The sequence below is a fragment of the Actinomadura latina NBRC 106108 genome (assembly GCF_001552195.1).
GTDB classification, from domain to species: domain Bacteria; phylum Actinomycetota; class Actinomycetes; order Streptosporangiales; family Streptosporangiaceae; genus Spirillospora; species Spirillospora latina.
Genome location: NZ_BCQS01000004.1, coordinates 36640 through 50876, shown reverse-complemented (window position 1 = coordinate 50876; position 14237 = coordinate 36640). Strand labels below are relative to the sequence as shown.

The following is a 14237-nucleotide window of genomic DNA, read 5'->3' as shown; positions in this document are numbered from 1 at the left end:
GCTCACGGGCGGGGCAGTTCTCGGTCGCCGCCCCACAGCGCACGCACGAGCCGGTCGGTGGTCTCCTGCCCGAAGTACCGGACGCCCATCACGTTCGCGGGGTCGCGCTCGGCGATGTTGCGCCGGGTCGCGAGGTCGGCGGCGGCGAGCGCCGCGCGCTCCTCCCCGGGCACGGGCGGGGCCTCGTCGACCCAGCGGAGCCAGCGGTCGACGTGCTCGTCCAGCAGCCGCTCCACCAGGTCGACGTTCTTCTCCTCGCGCGGGAAGGAGTGGCAGTGCGCGGTGGGGGACAGGCTCGCCCGGATGAACCCGGCGCGGCTGGTGAACCACTCCAGCTGCGGGTTCGCCTCCCGCACCGCCAGCCATTCCTCGTTGAGCGGCTCGTAGTAGGCGTCGTAGTAGCCGCCGTCGGCGAGCAGGTTCGTGCGGGGCACGGAGTCGACGTAGAACCAGCCCTCCGGCCAGACGAGCAGCGCGATGCCCAGATGCGGCACCCGGATGTGCGGGCCGAGCCACACGGTCAGGTGCAGGTTGGCGAAGCCCGCGGCCGGGTTCCCGAGCCACGAGTGCACCATCCAGTCGACCTCGGGTCCGGTGTAGGCGGCCAGGCGCCCGCCGGGGCTCTCCGGCGGGTTCCCGTACGACTCCAGGACCTCGGTGGACGGGTCGCGGGCCAGCTCGAACCGCCCGTCGATCTTCGCCTTCAGCCCGGTCAGGATCGACCCGAACCGGTGGAAGGTCTCGGTCACGTCGACGGCGGGGGACTCGTCCACCATCTGCTCGACGTGCTGCAGCGTTTCCTTCAACGGGACGCTCCGCTCAGTTCGTCGTCGGCCAGCGCGGCGACCGCGTGCGCGGGACGCCCGCCGACCAGGTCGGTGTTCTTGGAGACGAGGCGGTTGACAGCCTGGGCCGGATGGACGGCCGCAAGGGTGACCGGCTCGGTGGCGCGGGTGACGAGCGGGTGGCTGATGCGGCCCTCGAACGGGCCCTCCCAGGACGTCCACAGGGTGAAGTCGGCGGGGACCGCGAGGATCAGGCCGCCGTCCGGGCCGGAGGCGATGACGTTCAGCCGGTTCTCGGCGGCGCGTTCGGGCAGGCCGATCGAGATCTCCCAGTCCTCGGCGGGGGCGAAGGGGACCGCGACGGCGTCGGCGTCGGCGATGGCGGCGAGCCGGAACACCTCGGGGTAGAGGGAGTCGTCGCCGGTGACGAGCGCGAGCCGCCCCCAGGGGAGGGCGAAGACCTCCAGGCCCTCGCCGTACCGGGTGGCCCAGCCCGAATGGCGGGCACTGGCGTGCAGCTGCGGCTGGCTTCCGGCCAGGCCGTCGGCGTTCACCAGGTAGGCGGCGTGCGTGGCGCCCTCCCGCACGCTGGTCACCGCGTGCGCGGTGGTGCCCTGGAGCGCGCGGGCGAGTTCCGCGACGACGGCGCCGGGACCGGCGTCGAGGCCGAAGGCGAGCTCCGGCAGGACGATCAGCTCGGCCCCGGCGTGCGCGGCCCGCCGCACGAGGCCGGGGGAGCGGACGACGGCCACGTCCGCCTTCGCGTCGCCCGGAGGCGCCTCGCGAGGGCGGGGCGGCCGGACGATCGGCGCGTACAGGCGCGGCCTGCGGGACGCGAACAGGTCGGTGCCGTCCGGGCGGGTCTTGCGGTCGGCGAGCGACGGGTCGATGTCGGCGGTGACGACCGCCTCGCCGGTGCGCGGCCCCTTCGCCACGACGGTCCCGTCCGGCGCGACGATCTGGCTCTCGCCGGCGCCGTCCAGCAGTTCCGGCGGCACCCCCAGCCGCTCGGCGATCGCGGGCAGCAGCGCTTCGGGCAGCAGCGGGCCGACCTTGTTGGCGGCGACCACCCACACCTTGTTCTCGGCGGCGCGGACCGGGACGTGCAGGCTCGCCTCGTCGGTGGCGAACGAGTTGAGGCTGTTGAGCAGGACCTGCGCGCCGCGTACCGCCAGATCGCGCGGGACGTCGCTGGTGACGCCCTCCATGCACGCGTACATGCCGAGGCGGCCGTGCGGGGTGGCGATGACGGGCCCGGCGGCGGTGCCGGGATCGAGGTGGTCGCCCTCGGCGCCCATCAGCGTCAGCTTGTCGGACCGGCCGAGCAGCGCGCCGTCCGGCCCGTAGAGCAGGCTGGCGACGGTGACCCGGCCGCCGCCGGCCAGCGTGACGTTGATCTTGATGTGCGCGCGGTGCGCGGCGGCCCTGGCGGCGATCGCGGTGAGGAACGGGCCCTCCAGGGTGCAGGCGTGCCGCTCCGCGGCCGCGCGGTCCGCGTACCAGGACAGGCGGTTGCAGAACTCCGGCAGAACGATGATGCTCGCACCCTCGGCGGCCGCCCGGTCCACCATGCGCAGGCAGGTGGCGAGGTTGCCGGGCGCGTCGAGGCCCGCCGCGAACTGGACGGCGGCCACCCGGACCGGACCCATCGGGCCTCCCGGTTCCTCTAGCGAAACGCTGTTTCCAAAACCTTACAAGCGCGGTCCCCCGCCCGCCAGAGCCGCCGGGAAGAAACTTCGCGCCGGGGCGGGCGGGGTGCGCGGTCAGGAGGCGCCGGACAGGGTCTCGATCCGTCCGCTGGACAACTGGCTCTGGTAGTAGGAGCCGCCCGGTAGATAGGCGGCGGTCCGCGTGCCGTTGAAGGCGTCCTCGGCCCAGGCGACCGCGAAGGTCTGGAGGGTCGCCACGTTCTCGGCCTTCGGGGTGCCGCAGGCGAGGGTCCCCGCGGAGTCGGTGCTGGCGCCCTCGGCGTCGGTGTGCGCGCCGGTGGTCAGCCGCACGCCGACGAAGGGCGCGTGCACGTCGGCCTGGACGAGGTCGGTTCCGCTGCCGCTGTTGTTGCAGGTGCCGTCCGGCCCGGAGATCGTGCGGATCATGCGGCCGGTCCCGTCCACCGCGGTCAGGCCGGTGGCGAGGTTGCCGCCGATGAACGACTTCACCGGGTCCAGCAGCACCAGGCCGCGGAGCCGGGCCCACGCCGCCGCGCCGTCGGTGCGGAGCCTCCCGGCGACGTAGCTGACGGCCTCGCCGCCCGCCGAGTGCCCGGAGAAGACCAGGGAGCCGGGCAGCGCGAGTCCCGGCCGTCCCGCCTGGGCCTTGGCCTTGGCGAAGCTCCGGCCGAGCTTGTCGGACGGGTCGCCCATCTTCACGAAGAGGTCGGCGACATTGCCGAGGAAGCCGGTGTTGTTGCCCAGGTTCTCCAGCGTGCAGCCGAAGATGTTCGCCGTGGGCAGGGTCGGCGCGAACACCAGGTAGCCGGCGGCGGCGTACGCGGACGCGAGGTCGGCGACGTTGCCGTTCGAGCGGGCGAAGCCGTGCTGCAGCCAGACCAGCCCCTGGGGCGTGCCGGACGGGAAGTACCAGTCGGCGCTCTGGTCGAGGATCGTGAACGCGCAGCGGATCTCGACGGTGGTCTGGACGCGGGTGACGTCGGCCCGGGCGGGGGACAGGGGGCCGGCGGCGGTGAGCGCGAGGGCGGCGGCGGTGGCTCCGGTGAGGGTCCGGACGGCACGTACGGTGCGCATGCTGCCTCCGAAGGCAACCACTCCGTTTCGCTCAGCGAAACAGAGTTTCCAATATGGCATCCCCATTAAGCACGCCGGCGGGCGCGAGGGCAATGGGTCCGGCGCCGCGACCGGATAACGGCGCGGTCAGCCCGGGTACGCGCCCGCGCCCATGCCGGCGCCGCCCGCGCGGAACGCGGCGGGCGCGTGGATCGCGCACGCCTGCGCGTACTCCAGCAGGCCCTCGGCGCCGTACTCGCGGCCGTGCCCGCTGCGCTTCACCCCGCCGAACGGCGCCCGCAGCGCCATCCCGGTGCGGTTGTGGGTGTTCACGAACGTGAATCCGGCGTCGAACCGGCGGGCGAACGCGAACGCGCGGTCCTCGTCGGCCGACCAGACCGACGCGCCGAGCCCGAGGTCGCCGGCGTTGGCGCGGGCGACGACCTCGTCCTCGTCGTCATAGGCCAGCAGCGGGACGACCGGGCCGAACTGCTCCTCGGCCACGACCGGCGCGTCATCGGCCACGTCCATGACCAGTGCCGGCCGGACGAAATGGCCGCGCCCCATGTCGGCGCGGACCGTCCCCAGCTCGGTGACGGTGCCGCCGCGCCCGGCCGAGCCGCCGATCAGGTCCCGGACGCGGGCGGCGGCGTCCGCCGAGATGACCGGTCCGACCGTGGTCTCCGCGTCCAGCGGGTCGCCGAGCACGAGGACCCGCTCGGCCGCCGCCAGGTAGGCGTCGCGGACCTCGGCCAGCCGCGGCCTCGGCGCGTACAGGCGCTTGGCCGCCATGCAGACCTGTCCGGCGGTGGCGAAGGACGCCATGACGAGGCGGTCCATCGCCTCGTCGGTGAGGTCCGCGTCGTCCAGCAGCACGACCGGGTCGTTGCCGCCCAGCTCCAGCAGGACCGGGGTGACCGCCCCGGCGGCGGCCGCCCCGATGGCGCGGCCCGCCGCGCCGCCGCCGGTGAACGCGACCCGGTGCACGCGGGAGTGGCCGGCGAGCGCCCGGCCCGCCGCCGCGCCGCCGTGCACCACCCGGACGAGCCCCGGCGGGAACGCCTCTAGCACCCGCGTGATCGTCAGCGGCGCGAGCGGGGACGGTTTGACCACCACCGTGTTCCCGGCGGCGAGCGCCGGGCCCACCTTCAGCAGGGCGAGGATGACCGGCGCGTTCCACGGCGTGACCGCCGCGACGACCCCGTACGGGCGGTACCGCAGGACGAGCCGCCCGGCCGCGTCGCCGGTCTCCCGGTCGGCGAGCGCCACGGGCGCGTGCTCGGCGACCCAGCGCAGGCAGGCGGTGGCGAACCGCAGTTCCCCGGCGCAGTCGGCGAGCGGTTTGCCGGTCTCGCGGGCCAGCAGCACCGCCATGCCGGGCATCGCGTCGATGGCGCCGGCCGCCGCGCGCAGGAGGCCAGCCCGCTCGCCGGCCGCCACGAGCCGCCATTCGCGCTGCCCCGCCTCCGCCTCCCGGACGGCCCGGTCCACCTCCGCCGCGCCCGCCACCCGGACGCGGCCGACGATCTCCTCCAGCCGGGCCGGGTTCTCCCGGACGATCTCGCCGGGCATCACGCGGCGTCCCGCAGCGAGGCGATCATCGAGGTGCGCAGGAGGTACCGCCGCATCTCCACCGGATCGGCGGCGAGCCGCCGCAGCTCCTCGTGGTATCCGCCCGGGTCGCCGGACCGCATCCGCTCCCAGTTGGCGTGCGTCACCCGCTGCACGAACGACCGCGCCGTGTCGCGGCGCGCCGCCGCGGCCGCGTCGAGCGCCGCCTCCGGGCCGCCGTCCAGGACGTCCGCGAGCGCGCCGGCGAGCCGGACTGCGTCGTGGATTCCGCTGTTCATGCCCATGCCGCCCAGCGGGTTGTTGACGTGCGCGGCGTCCCCCGCCAGCAGCACGCGCCCGGCCCGGAACGTCGCGGCGACGCGCTGGTGGACCCGGTACAGGCTGGCGTGCGCGACGTCCCAGGAGGCGTCGGCGACTCCGTGCAGCCGGTCGGGCAGCCGCGCCAGCTCGTGCGCGTCGGGCGTGCCCTCCGGGGTCGGGAACAGCACCCGCCAGTGGTCGGGGGTGCGCAGCAGCACCAGCCACTCGCCGGGGTCGAAGACGTAGTTCACCGCGGCGATGCCGGGCAGCAGGCCTCCGACATCGGTCCGGGTGGAGGCGACCAGGAAGCGCTCCGGATACGTCATGCCCTCGAACTCGATGCCCAGGGAGCGGCGGACCGCCGAGCCGGCGCCGTCCGCGCCGATCAGCCAGCCGCCGCGCAGACGCCCGGCGGCGGTCGCCACCTCCACGCCGCCCGCGTGCGGCAGGACGGCCCGCACGGCGGCGCCGAACAGCACCTCGCCGCCCAGGGCGAGCAGGCGGTCGCGCAGGATCGGGGTGAGCTTGCTCTGCTCGCACTGCACGCGGAACGGGTACGGCGTGTCCCCGGACAGGACCGACAGGTCCAGCTCGGCGATGACGCCGCCGCGCCGCTCCCGGTACTGGAACGTCCGGGAGACGAGGCCGCGCTCCAGCAGCGCGTCGAGCACGCCCAGCTCGTCCAGCATCTCCAAGGACGGCGGGTGGAACGTGGATGCGCGCGACTCGGCGGCCAGCTCCGGCTCCGCCTCCAGGACCGTGACCGGGACACCGCGGCGCGCCAGAGCCAGCGCCGCGGTGAGTCCCACCGGACCGGCCCCGGCGACCAGTACGCGCGCCATCACGGCTCCCGGGAATGCAGGGCGAACCCGTCCTCCACGCCCACGACGCGCGGGTTGGTGAAGAACCGCAGCGTCTCCGCCGTGCCCTCCTCGCCGAGCCCGGACGCCCCCCACGCGGGACGCGGCGCGAACAGGTGCAGGCTCATCACGCTGGACCCGTTGACCTTGACCTCCCCCGCCCGGACGCGCCAGGCCACCGCCAGCGCCGCGTCCTCGCCGGTGCCGGCGACATAGCCCTCGAGCCCGTACGCGGTGCCGTTCGCCAGCGCCACGGCCTCGTCTAGCGTCCGGTACGGGTGGACGGTGGCGACCGGCCCGAAGATCTCCTCGGTGGCGGCGGCGGGGTCCACGCCCGTGACGAGCGCGGGGGCCAGGTAGTTCCCCCGGTCGGGGACCTTGGTGGGGGAGAGGAGCCGCCCGCCGAGCGCGTCGCGCTGCGCGGTGACGAGGGCGCGGTGGCGGGAGTGCACCAGCGGCCCGAGGTCGGTGTCCTCGTCGAGCGGCGGGCCCGCGCGCAGGGCCGCCAGCCGTTCGCCGATCGCGTCCAGCAGCGCGTCCTGGAGGGCCTCGGGCACGATGAGCCGGCCGAGCGCGCGGCACCACTGCCCGTTGAGCGTGGTCAGCAGGTCGACGGCGGCGCGCGCGGCGCGGTCCGGGTCGGCGTCCGGCATCACGATGAGCGGGTTGCTGCCGCCGAGCTCCAGCTGGACCGGCTTGATCCCGGCCGCGCAGGCGGCGGCGACCGACCGTCCGCCCGCCGGTCCGCCGGTGAACGACACCGCCCGGATCCGCGGGTCGCCGGTCAGCCGCGCGCCGGTGCCGCCGTCGCCGTGGACGAGCTGGAACACCCCGCCCGGAACGCCCCGCTCGGCGAGGACCCCCGCGGCGGCCTCGGCGAGCCGCTGGCTCCCGTACGGCGCGTACTCGCTGGGCTTGAGGATCGCCGGGCAGCCGGCGGCGAGCGCGCTGGCCGCCTTGTGCGCGGCCATCGGGGCGGGCGCGTTCCACGGGACCAGGCACAGCGCCGGCCCCCACGGCAGCCGCCGCACCTCCACCGCCCGGCCGTCCGGGCGGGTGAACCCGGCGTCCAGGCCGCCTCCGCGCAGCTGCTCGGCGGCCAGCCGGAACGACCCGGACACGATCATGCCGAGCGGGAGCGCCTGCCGGATCGGGACGCCGGTGGCCGCCGCCTCCAGCCTCGCGATCTCCGCGGTCACCGGTTCCAGCGCGCCGGCGACCGCGTCCAGCAGGTCGGCGCGCTCGGCGGCGGAGCGCGCCGCCCAGCCGCTCGCCGCCGCGTCCGCCGCGGCGAGCGCGCGCTCCAGGCGCGCCTCGCCGGTGATCCCGGCCGGGCCGGTCTCCGCGCCGGTGGCCGGGTCCTCCAGGACGGGGCCGTTCGCGGGTGTCTCCGCCCATTCCCCGTCCACCAGGTCGCGATGGGGCGGTGTCACCTCGGCACGCTCGCGAACAACTCGTTCTCCTTGCTCTCGGTGATGATCTGGGCGGCCTCAAGCCTGCCCCGCTCCGCCGGGAACGTCATCACCAGCCCCATGGCGAGATCGCGCAGCGTCCGCCCGACGACCCCGTCCATCATGGCGGCGGAGGTCCCGCACGCCTTGAACGCGCCGAGCGCGACCTGGAAGCACGCCTCGGTGATGTCGCCCTTGGCGATGCGCCACTGCCGGAACACCTCGGGCTTCGGCCGCAGCGGCGGCTCAGAGGTCTCCAGCTCGAGCTGCCGGCGGATCCACAGGTAGGCCGTCTCCAGCCGCTCGGTCATGTCGCCGATGATCACCTGGTGCATCGGTGACGACGCGATCGGCCGGCCGGAGTCGGCGAAGGTCCGGCGGGTGAGCCGCTCGATCGCGAAGTCGTAGACGTTCTGCGCCGCGCCCAGGTAGCAGGCCGCGATGGCGAGCTGGTTGCCGACGAAGCTGCCCCGGCTCATCCGCAGCATCCGCACGAACGCGCCGGGCACGGTGAGGGCCTCCTCCGCCGGGATGAACACGTCCGTGAGCGTCACCCCGTGGTTGTTGGACGCCCGCATGCCGAGCCCGTTCCACGGATCGCGGGACACGACGCCCGGCGCCTCGCGCGGCACCAGGAACAGCGCCAGCCCGTCGGCGTCCGTCGTGCCGTCCAGCCGGGCCGTCACCAGGTAGGTGTCGGCGACGCCGGTCGCGCAGCCGAACGACTTCACCCCGTTGAGGACCCAGCCGCCCTCGGCCGGGGACGCGGTCGTGGCGATCGCGATGTTGGCGCTGGACGACTTCACCTCCTCGCTGGCGAAGTTGGCCATCCACGTCCCGGCGGCCATCCGGTTCAGCACCTTCTCGGCGAACGCCCGCACGGGCTTGCACTCGTCGTCCCCGCTGAACAGGCCGGCCTCGACCGCCTCCAGCGGCAGCAGGCCGCGCGACGCGCTGGTGTTGTGGAAGAAGTACGCCAGCGCGGTGGACGGGCAGGCGGTGCCCATCGCGTAGGTGGCGGCGGCCAGGTCGCGCAGCCCGCCGCCGAGGCCGCCGTACTCGGCGGGCACCACCAGGCCGAGCAGCCCGGCCTCGCGCAGCAGCGGCACGTGCCCGGCGGGGAACTCGGCGGCGGCGTCGGCGGCCGCGGCGGCCGCGCGCAGCCGGGGCAGCACCGCCTCCACGCGCCCGGCCCGCTCGCGTTCGGCGCCGGTCATCGGCTCGACGAGCCGTTCGCCGGTCAGCCCCGTCGGCTGGGTCGTCGGCTGGGTCATCGGCTGGATCCCTTCAGCTGGTCAGGACGCGGTCCGGTAGGTGCGGCCGGGAAGGACCGCCCCCCAGACGCTCTCCAGGTCTGCGGCGGCGGCCACCAGGGCGGCCCGGTCGATCGGGGTGGCGACGTCGAGGCGGGCGGCCAGGAACAGCACGTCCTCCGCGCACAGGCCGCCGTCGACGCCGCCGAGGGTCACATCGAAGCTCCGCACGCCGCTCTTCATCGCGGTCAGCGCGTTCGCGAGGCCCAGCCCGCAGGCCTCGCGCAGCCGCACCCGGACCGGCACGGGCCGCGCGCGGGCCACCGCCTCCTGCAGCAGGTTCCGGACGAGCAGCGGGGACGCGGCCTCGGGGCCCTCGTCGAGGGCGATCTCGGCGCACCCGCCGGCGACCAGCCGGTCGACGGCGGCGAGCACCCCGGCCTGCCGGGCCGGGGCGAAGGCGTCGCCCACCCGGCCGGTGACGGCCAGGCCGCGGGCGCGGGCCGCCTCGACCAGGCGGGGGGCGTCCGGCCCGTCCACGATCTCGGCGGTGACCCCGGATTCGCGCGGGACCTCCGCCAGGCACGCCGCGTTCTCGACCAGCATCGACCACGACGCGCGCGATCCGGCGCCGGGCGCGGGTCCGGGCGGGCACGGCGTGCGGACGCGGACGCCCGCGGCGCGGACGGACTCCAGCAGCCGGGCGACGCCGGCCCGGGTGACGCGGGCGGGCGCGGTGCCGGACGCGCCGAGCCTGCGGTGCAGCGCGGCGGCGAGGCCGGTGTCGGCGATCGTCACCTCGTCCGGCAGGGGGTCGGCGAGCTGGCCCCAGGAGCGGGAGTGGAACAGCAGCGGCGCGGTGCGGCGGGGCGTCGCGGCGGTGCGGACCTCGCCCACGAAGATCGTGTGGTCGCCGCCGGGGTAGGAGTGCGCGACCCGGCAGTCGAGCCAGGCGAGCGCCTCGCCGAGCACCGGCGCGCCGGTGGGCGCGGCGGACCAGGAGCCGCGGGCGAACCGGTCGCCCGGCTCGCGGCCCGCGAACCGGTGCCCGATGGCGGCCTGGTCCTTGCCGAGGAAGCTGACCGCGAAGACGCCGCTGCGCTCCACCAGCGCGTGCGTGTGGATGTTCCGGGCCAGGCAGACCATGACCAGCGGCGGATCGAGGCTGACGCTGCCGAACGAGCCGGCCGTCATGCCGTGCCAGCCGCCCGCGGCGACGGTGGTGACGACCGCGACGCCGGTCGGCCACTGGCTCAGCACCGCGCGGAAGGTCTGTGCGTCGACCGTCACCGCATCGCGCCCTTCGTTTCGCTTTAGGAAACACCGTCCCGCTCACGGTAACGAGCACGCGGAGCGGGTGTCAACGGCCCGAGCCGGTGACAAGCGTTTCGCCAAGGGAAACGGATGGCCTAGACTGCGGCTGATCCCGCACCGTCGGAAGGAACCGCCGTGTCGCGTCGTGCGACCACCCCGACCACCCCGGGCGCCCCGGGCGCCCCCGCGTCCCACGCCGAGGAGGGCGAGGGGCAGAGCCGGTCGATCGCCGCCGTCGAGCGCGCGATGGACGTCCTGCTGCTGTTCGGCCGGAGCGGCCGGCCCGACCTCGGGGTGACCGAGATCGCCACCGAGCTGGGGCTGACCAAGGCCGCCGTGCACCGCATCCTGACCGCGCTGCGCAGCCGCGACCTGATCACCGTCGACGCGGTGACGCGCCGGTACGCGCTCGGGCACGCCGCCATCGCGCTCGGCCGGGCCTACCTCGCCCGGATGGACCTGCGCGCGATGGCCGCCCCCGAGCTGCGGCGCCTCGCCCGGCAGCTCGGGGAGACCGCCACGCTGTCGGTCCGGCGCGGCGACACCCGGCTCTACGTCGACCAGATCGTGCCGCCGCACGAGCTGCGGGTGGAGGTCAGCCTCGGCATCCCCTACCCGCTGCACGCGGGCAGCTCGTCCAAGGTGATCCTGGCCTTCCTGGACGAGGCCGAGGTCGGCGGCCTGCTCGCCCGGCACGGGCTGGAGGCGCTGACCGAGCGGACCATCGTGGACGAGGAGCGGCTGCGCAGGGAGCTGGCGGCGATCCGCAAGCGGGGGTACGCCTCGTCCCAGGGCGAGCGGCAGGAGGGGACGGCCTCGATCGCCGCGCCGATCTTCGACCACGACGGCCGGGTCATCGCGGCGCTCAGCGTGGCGGGCCCGCTGAGCCGGTTCAAGCCGCGGCTGGCCGAGTGCGCGCCACCGCTGGTGGAGTCCGCGGCGCGCATCTCCGGCCAGCTCGGCCACAGCGGCTGACAGCAGGGCCACAGCGGCTGACGGCAGGGCCACAGCGGCTGACGGCGGGGCGGCGGGGGGCGGCACCGGGCCCGCCGGTCACAGATTGGCGCCGGGCTTGAACACGCCGAGCGCGGCGGCGCCCAGGACGGCCGCCCAGATGCCGAACACGTACGGCAGGCAGCCGTCCACCGACCGCCGGAGCGTGCGCTCGACCGCCGGGGTGGAGCCGCCGCTCATGAGGGCGCCGAAGGCGGGCCCGAACGGGCGCAGGGTGATGCGGATGCCGAGCCCGCAGGCGATGGCGGCGGTGTAGAGGGCGACCTTGCCGCCGAGCCAGCGCGGGTCGGTGCCGACGCCGAACGGGCGGTCGGCGAGCAGCGTGTAGGCGGCCACGGCGGCGAGCGCGGCGATGAGCCCGATGCGGACCGCCCAGTCGGCGCGGCGCACCCAGGGGAAGCGGCCGTGGGTGCGGTGGTCGGCGATCGTGGCGGCGAGCCAGCCGGCGGCGAGCAGCCACACCAGCAGGACCCGCCACCAGCCGAAGGCCGGCGCGCCGAGCACTTCGGCGCCGTGCGGGTCCAGCGCCATGAGCGTCACCCCGCTCGGCAGGAACAGCACGAGGCAGATCTTGGGGCCGAGGTCGAGCCCGCTCATGACGCTGAGCGCCGTGGCGCGCGCGGCGGGGGTCAGGTCCGGCTTGAGGACGAACCGGCTGGAGTAGAAGACGCCGAGGTCCCCGCCCAGCCAGAACACGAAGAGCACCAGGTGCAGCAGGATCCACCAGCCGTGCGCGTGCGCCCCCACGACCGTCCTCCTCGGATGGAAACAGTGTTTCAGTGTGGGGAACCGTAACACGGGATCTCAGGTCCGGGCGGCGCGTGCCCGGCGGCCCGCCAGCTCGGCGAACACGACGAGGCGGTAGGCGGCGGAGAACTTCGGATGGCAGGTCGTGAGCGTGAGCATCGCCTCACGCGGCCCGCGCCCCGGCCTGCCCGGCACGGGCGCCGTCACGTCGGTGCGGCTCGGCCGCACGACGACGCGCTTCGTCACCCTGTAGACGTAGGTCGCGGCGGCCGTGTCGATGAGGATCTCGTCGCCGGGCGCCAGCTCGCCGTTGCGGTTGAACGGCGCGCCGTAGGTGGTGCGGTGGCCGGCGATCGCCATGTTGCCGATCTCGCCGGGCCCGGCCGTCCCCGGGTAGTGTCCCGGGCCCTTGCGCAGGTCGGCGACGCCCACGCCCTCCACCACCGTGTACCGGTAGGACGGCCCGAACCTCGGCACGCGCAGCAGTGCGTACGCCCGGCCCTCGGCGGGCGCGGGGACGGCGGCCGCCGTCCGGTGCCGCGTCCCGGCGGCGAGCCTCCGGGCCCGCGCGGTGTTCCACTGCTGTTCGAGGTCGTCGTGCAGGTCGCCCTGCTGCCGGTGGGTGTACTCGCCGGTGCCCCAGGACAGGTAGGCGACGAAGAGGGCGAGGACGAGGCCGGCGGTCATCGACAGCTCGGCCGCGGTCCGCAGCAGCGTGCGCATGGGCAGGAACCGTAACTCTTCGGTAGGGAAACGGCGATCCCCAGAGTGAAACGATTGTGTCTCCAGTGGCGTCCGCCCCTTGACATGTCCGGTTCGCAGCGGTTGTGCTATCCGCACATTGCGAAACTCTGTTTCCTTCTCCGAAACAGAGCTCGGAGAGGAGCGGCGACATGAGACGCACACGCACCGCCCTGCGCGGCGCCGCCGCGGTCGTCACCGCGGCGGGCGCCGCCGCGGTGCCGGTGGCCGCGGCGGGCACCGCGCACGCCGGGACGGGCCAGGTCCCCTACCAGTGCAAGATCTTCAGCACCGTGTTCGACTACGACGCCGCCGTGACCGTCTCCGCGCCCGCGTCCGCCGACGTGGGGGACGAGGTCACCGTCGAGGCCGACTTCTCGAACCTGCCCGGGGTCGCGCCGCTGCCCGTCAACTCCTGGACCACCTCCGGCACCCTGGCGGTCTCCGGCGCGCAGTCCGGATCGGTGCCGATCCAGGCGCCGAAGCGGACCGAGACGATCCCCGCGCACGGGGAGCTGCCGATCGGCAAGGTCTCCGGCAAGCTCACGCTCGCCGCCGCCGGCGCCGTGAAGATCGCCCCCGCCGGGCTCATGGTCGTCGCCGAGGCCGGCGCCCAGGCCACCATCACCTGCACGCCCAAGGACACCCCCGGGCCCCTCGCGACGATCGACGTGGGGGAGGGCGGCCCCGGAGCGTCCGTCAGCCCCTCGTCCGTCGTCCAGGGCGGCGCCATCGCCATCACCGGAACCGGCTGGGAGCCGGGTGCGGTCCAGCTGGCGCTGTGCGACGCCAACGGCGCCGCGTGCGATCCGGACGACCTGACCGGAGCGGCGGGCTCCGCCGACGCCGCCGGCAGGCTGACCGCCTCGGCGACCGTGTCCGAGTCCGCCGCCCCGGGCGCCCGCACGATCGTGGTCACGCAGGGCTCGGTGAGCAAGAGCGTCGCGCTGACCGTCACCGGGAAGACGCCGCCGCCCACCGGCGCGTGCGCCGGCGAGCCCGCGGACCGGTGCGGCGAGCAGAAGATCAACCTGACCGTCGACGGCGGGCCGCTCACCATGTCCCGCGAGCCAGGGGAGGTCGACCTGACCCCGGTGACGCTGGACGGCACCGAGCAGACCGCGACCGGGTCGCTCAAGCGGATCGAGGTCATCGACGCGCGCGGCGGCGCCACCGGATGGTCGCTCACCGGCACGCTCACCGACTTCTCGGCGCCCGCCGGGACGAGGATCCCCGCCGGGAACCTGTCCTGGACGCCGGCGTGCACCGCCGCGCCCGGCTCCAGCGCCGTCACGCCCGGCAGCGCGGGCCCCCTCGACACCGCGACGGCGGCCACGCTGTGCGGCGCGCCCGACGGCTCCGGGCAGATCGTCGGCGGCACGTTCACCGCCGGCGCGGGCCTCAAGCTCACCGTCCCGCCGGCCACCGGCGCCGGCCGCTACACCGCCGTCCTCACCCTCACGCTGTCCTGACCGTC

12 protein-coding genes are annotated in these 14237 nt (G+C 75.3%); 2 read left to right on the top strand and 10 right to left on the bottom strand.

The window, feature by feature from the left end:
- Positions 1-2 precede the first annotated feature (2 nt).
- From AL2_RS06125 to AL2_RS06090, 8 genes are all read right to left on the bottom strand, one after another.
- Positions 3-806, bottom strand: coding sequence for an oxidoreductase (locus tag AL2_RS06125; RefSeq protein ID WP_083946087.1), 804 nt, complete (start codon positions 804-806; stop codon positions 3-5).
- Positions 803-2434 carry a nitrilase-related carbon-nitrogen hydrolase gene (locus tag AL2_RS06120; RefSeq protein WP_067630563.1) on the bottom strand — a complete coding sequence of 544 codons (1632 nt, stop codon included), beginning with the start codon at positions 2432-2434 and terminating at the stop codon, positions 803-805. The genes AL2_RS06125 and AL2_RS06120 overlap by 4 nt, the downstream gene beginning before the upstream one ends.
- Before the next feature lie 114 nt (positions 2435-2548).
- Positions 2549-3529: a hypothetical protein gene (locus tag AL2_RS06115; RefSeq protein ID WP_067630560.1), complete on the bottom strand. Its 981-nt coding sequence runs from the start codon at positions 3527-3529 to the stop codon at positions 2549-2551.
- 126 nt (positions 3530-3655) lie between these two features.
- Entirely contained in the window at positions 3656-5080 is a 1425-nt protein-coding gene (locus AL2_RS06110; RefSeq protein ID WP_067630557.1) for an aldehyde dehydrogenase family protein, read from the bottom strand.
- The gene (locus tag AL2_RS06105; protein WP_067630554.1) at positions 5080-6222 is read right to left on the bottom strand and encodes an FAD-dependent oxidoreductase; all 1143 of its coding nucleotides are present in this window, start codon (positions 6220-6222) and stop codon (positions 5080-5082) included. Before AL2_RS06105 ends, AL2_RS06110 begins: the two co-directional genes overlap by 1 nt.
- Positions 6222-7673 carry an aldehyde dehydrogenase family protein gene (locus AL2_RS06100; protein ID WP_067630551.1) on the bottom strand — a complete coding sequence of 484 codons (1452 nt, stop codon included), beginning with the start codon at positions 7671-7673 and terminating at the stop codon, positions 6222-6224. The genes AL2_RS06105 and AL2_RS06100 overlap by 1 nt, the downstream gene beginning before the upstream one ends.
- Positions 7670-8965, bottom strand: coding sequence for an acyl-CoA dehydrogenase family protein (locus tag AL2_RS06095; RefSeq protein ID WP_210748528.1), 1296 nt, complete (start codon positions 8963-8965; stop codon positions 7670-7672). Before AL2_RS06095 ends, AL2_RS06100 begins: the two co-directional genes overlap by 4 nt.
- A 21-nt stretch (positions 8966-8986) precedes the next feature.
- Positions 8987-10234 (bottom strand): flavin reductase, encoded by a 1248-nt coding sequence (locus AL2_RS06090; RefSeq protein WP_067630547.1) that lies wholly within the window; start codon positions 10232-10234, stop codon positions 8987-8989.
- Between the two features lie 159 nt (positions 10235-10393).
- Between AL2_RS06090 and AL2_RS06085 the strand changes: the two genes are divergently transcribed.
- Positions 10394-11233: an IclR family transcriptional regulator gene (locus AL2_RS06085; protein WP_067630544.1), complete on the top strand. Its 840-nt coding sequence runs from the start codon at positions 10394-10396 to the stop codon at positions 11231-11233.
- A 78-nt stretch (positions 11234-11311) separates the two neighbouring features.
- Here the strand turns inward: AL2_RS06085 and AL2_RS06080 are convergent, their stop codons facing one another.
- Positions 11312-12019, bottom strand: coding sequence for a hypothetical protein (locus tag AL2_RS06080; protein WP_067630541.1), 708 nt, complete (start codon positions 12017-12019; stop codon positions 11312-11314).
- Positions 12020-12076: 57 nt separating this feature from the next.
- On the bottom strand, positions 12077-12742 hold the full coding sequence (locus AL2_RS06075; protein ID WP_067630539.1) for a class E sortase: 666 nt from the start codon (positions 12740-12742) through the stop codon (positions 12077-12079).
- A 170-nt stretch (positions 12743-12912) separates the two neighbouring features.
- Here AL2_RS06075 and AL2_RS06070 point away from each other — a divergent pair, with 170 nt between their 5' ends.
- Positions 12913-14232, top strand: a complete 1320-nt coding sequence (locus AL2_RS06070) for a WxL domain-containing protein (RefSeq protein ID WP_067630536.1) — start codon at positions 12913-12915, stop codon at positions 14230-14232.
- Positions 14233-14237: the final 5 nt, after the last annotated feature.

Bases quoted from the DNA above. Each gene is read 5' to 3' on its own strand.
- AL2_RS06120 (WP_067630563.1), bottom strand. From the start codon at position 2,434: ATGGGTCCGGTCCGGGTGGCCGCCGTCCAGTTCGCGGCGGGCCTCGAC.
- AL2_RS06075 (WP_067630539.1), bottom strand. From the start codon at position 12,742: ATGCGCACGCTGCTGCGGACCGCGGCCGAGCTGTCGATGACCGCCGGC.
- AL2_RS06115 (WP_067630560.1), bottom strand. From the start codon at position 3,529: ATGCGCACCGTACGTGCCGTCCGGACCCTCACCGGAGCCACCGCCGCC.
- AL2_RS06110 (WP_067630557.1), bottom strand. From the start codon at position 5,080: ATGCCCGGCGAGATCGTCCGGGAGAACCCGGCCCGGCTGGAGGAGATC.
- AL2_RS06070 (WP_067630536.1), top strand. From the start codon at position 12,913: ATGAGACGCACACGCACCGCCCTGCGCGGCGCCGCCGCGGTCGTCACC.
- AL2_RS06095 (WP_210748528.1), bottom strand. From the start codon at position 8,965: ATGACCCAGCCGACGACCCAGCCGACGGGGCTGACCGGCGAACGGCTC.
- AL2_RS06105 (WP_067630554.1), bottom strand. From the start codon at position 6,222: ATGGCGCGCGTACTGGTCGCCGGGGCCGGTCCGGTGGGACTCACCGCG.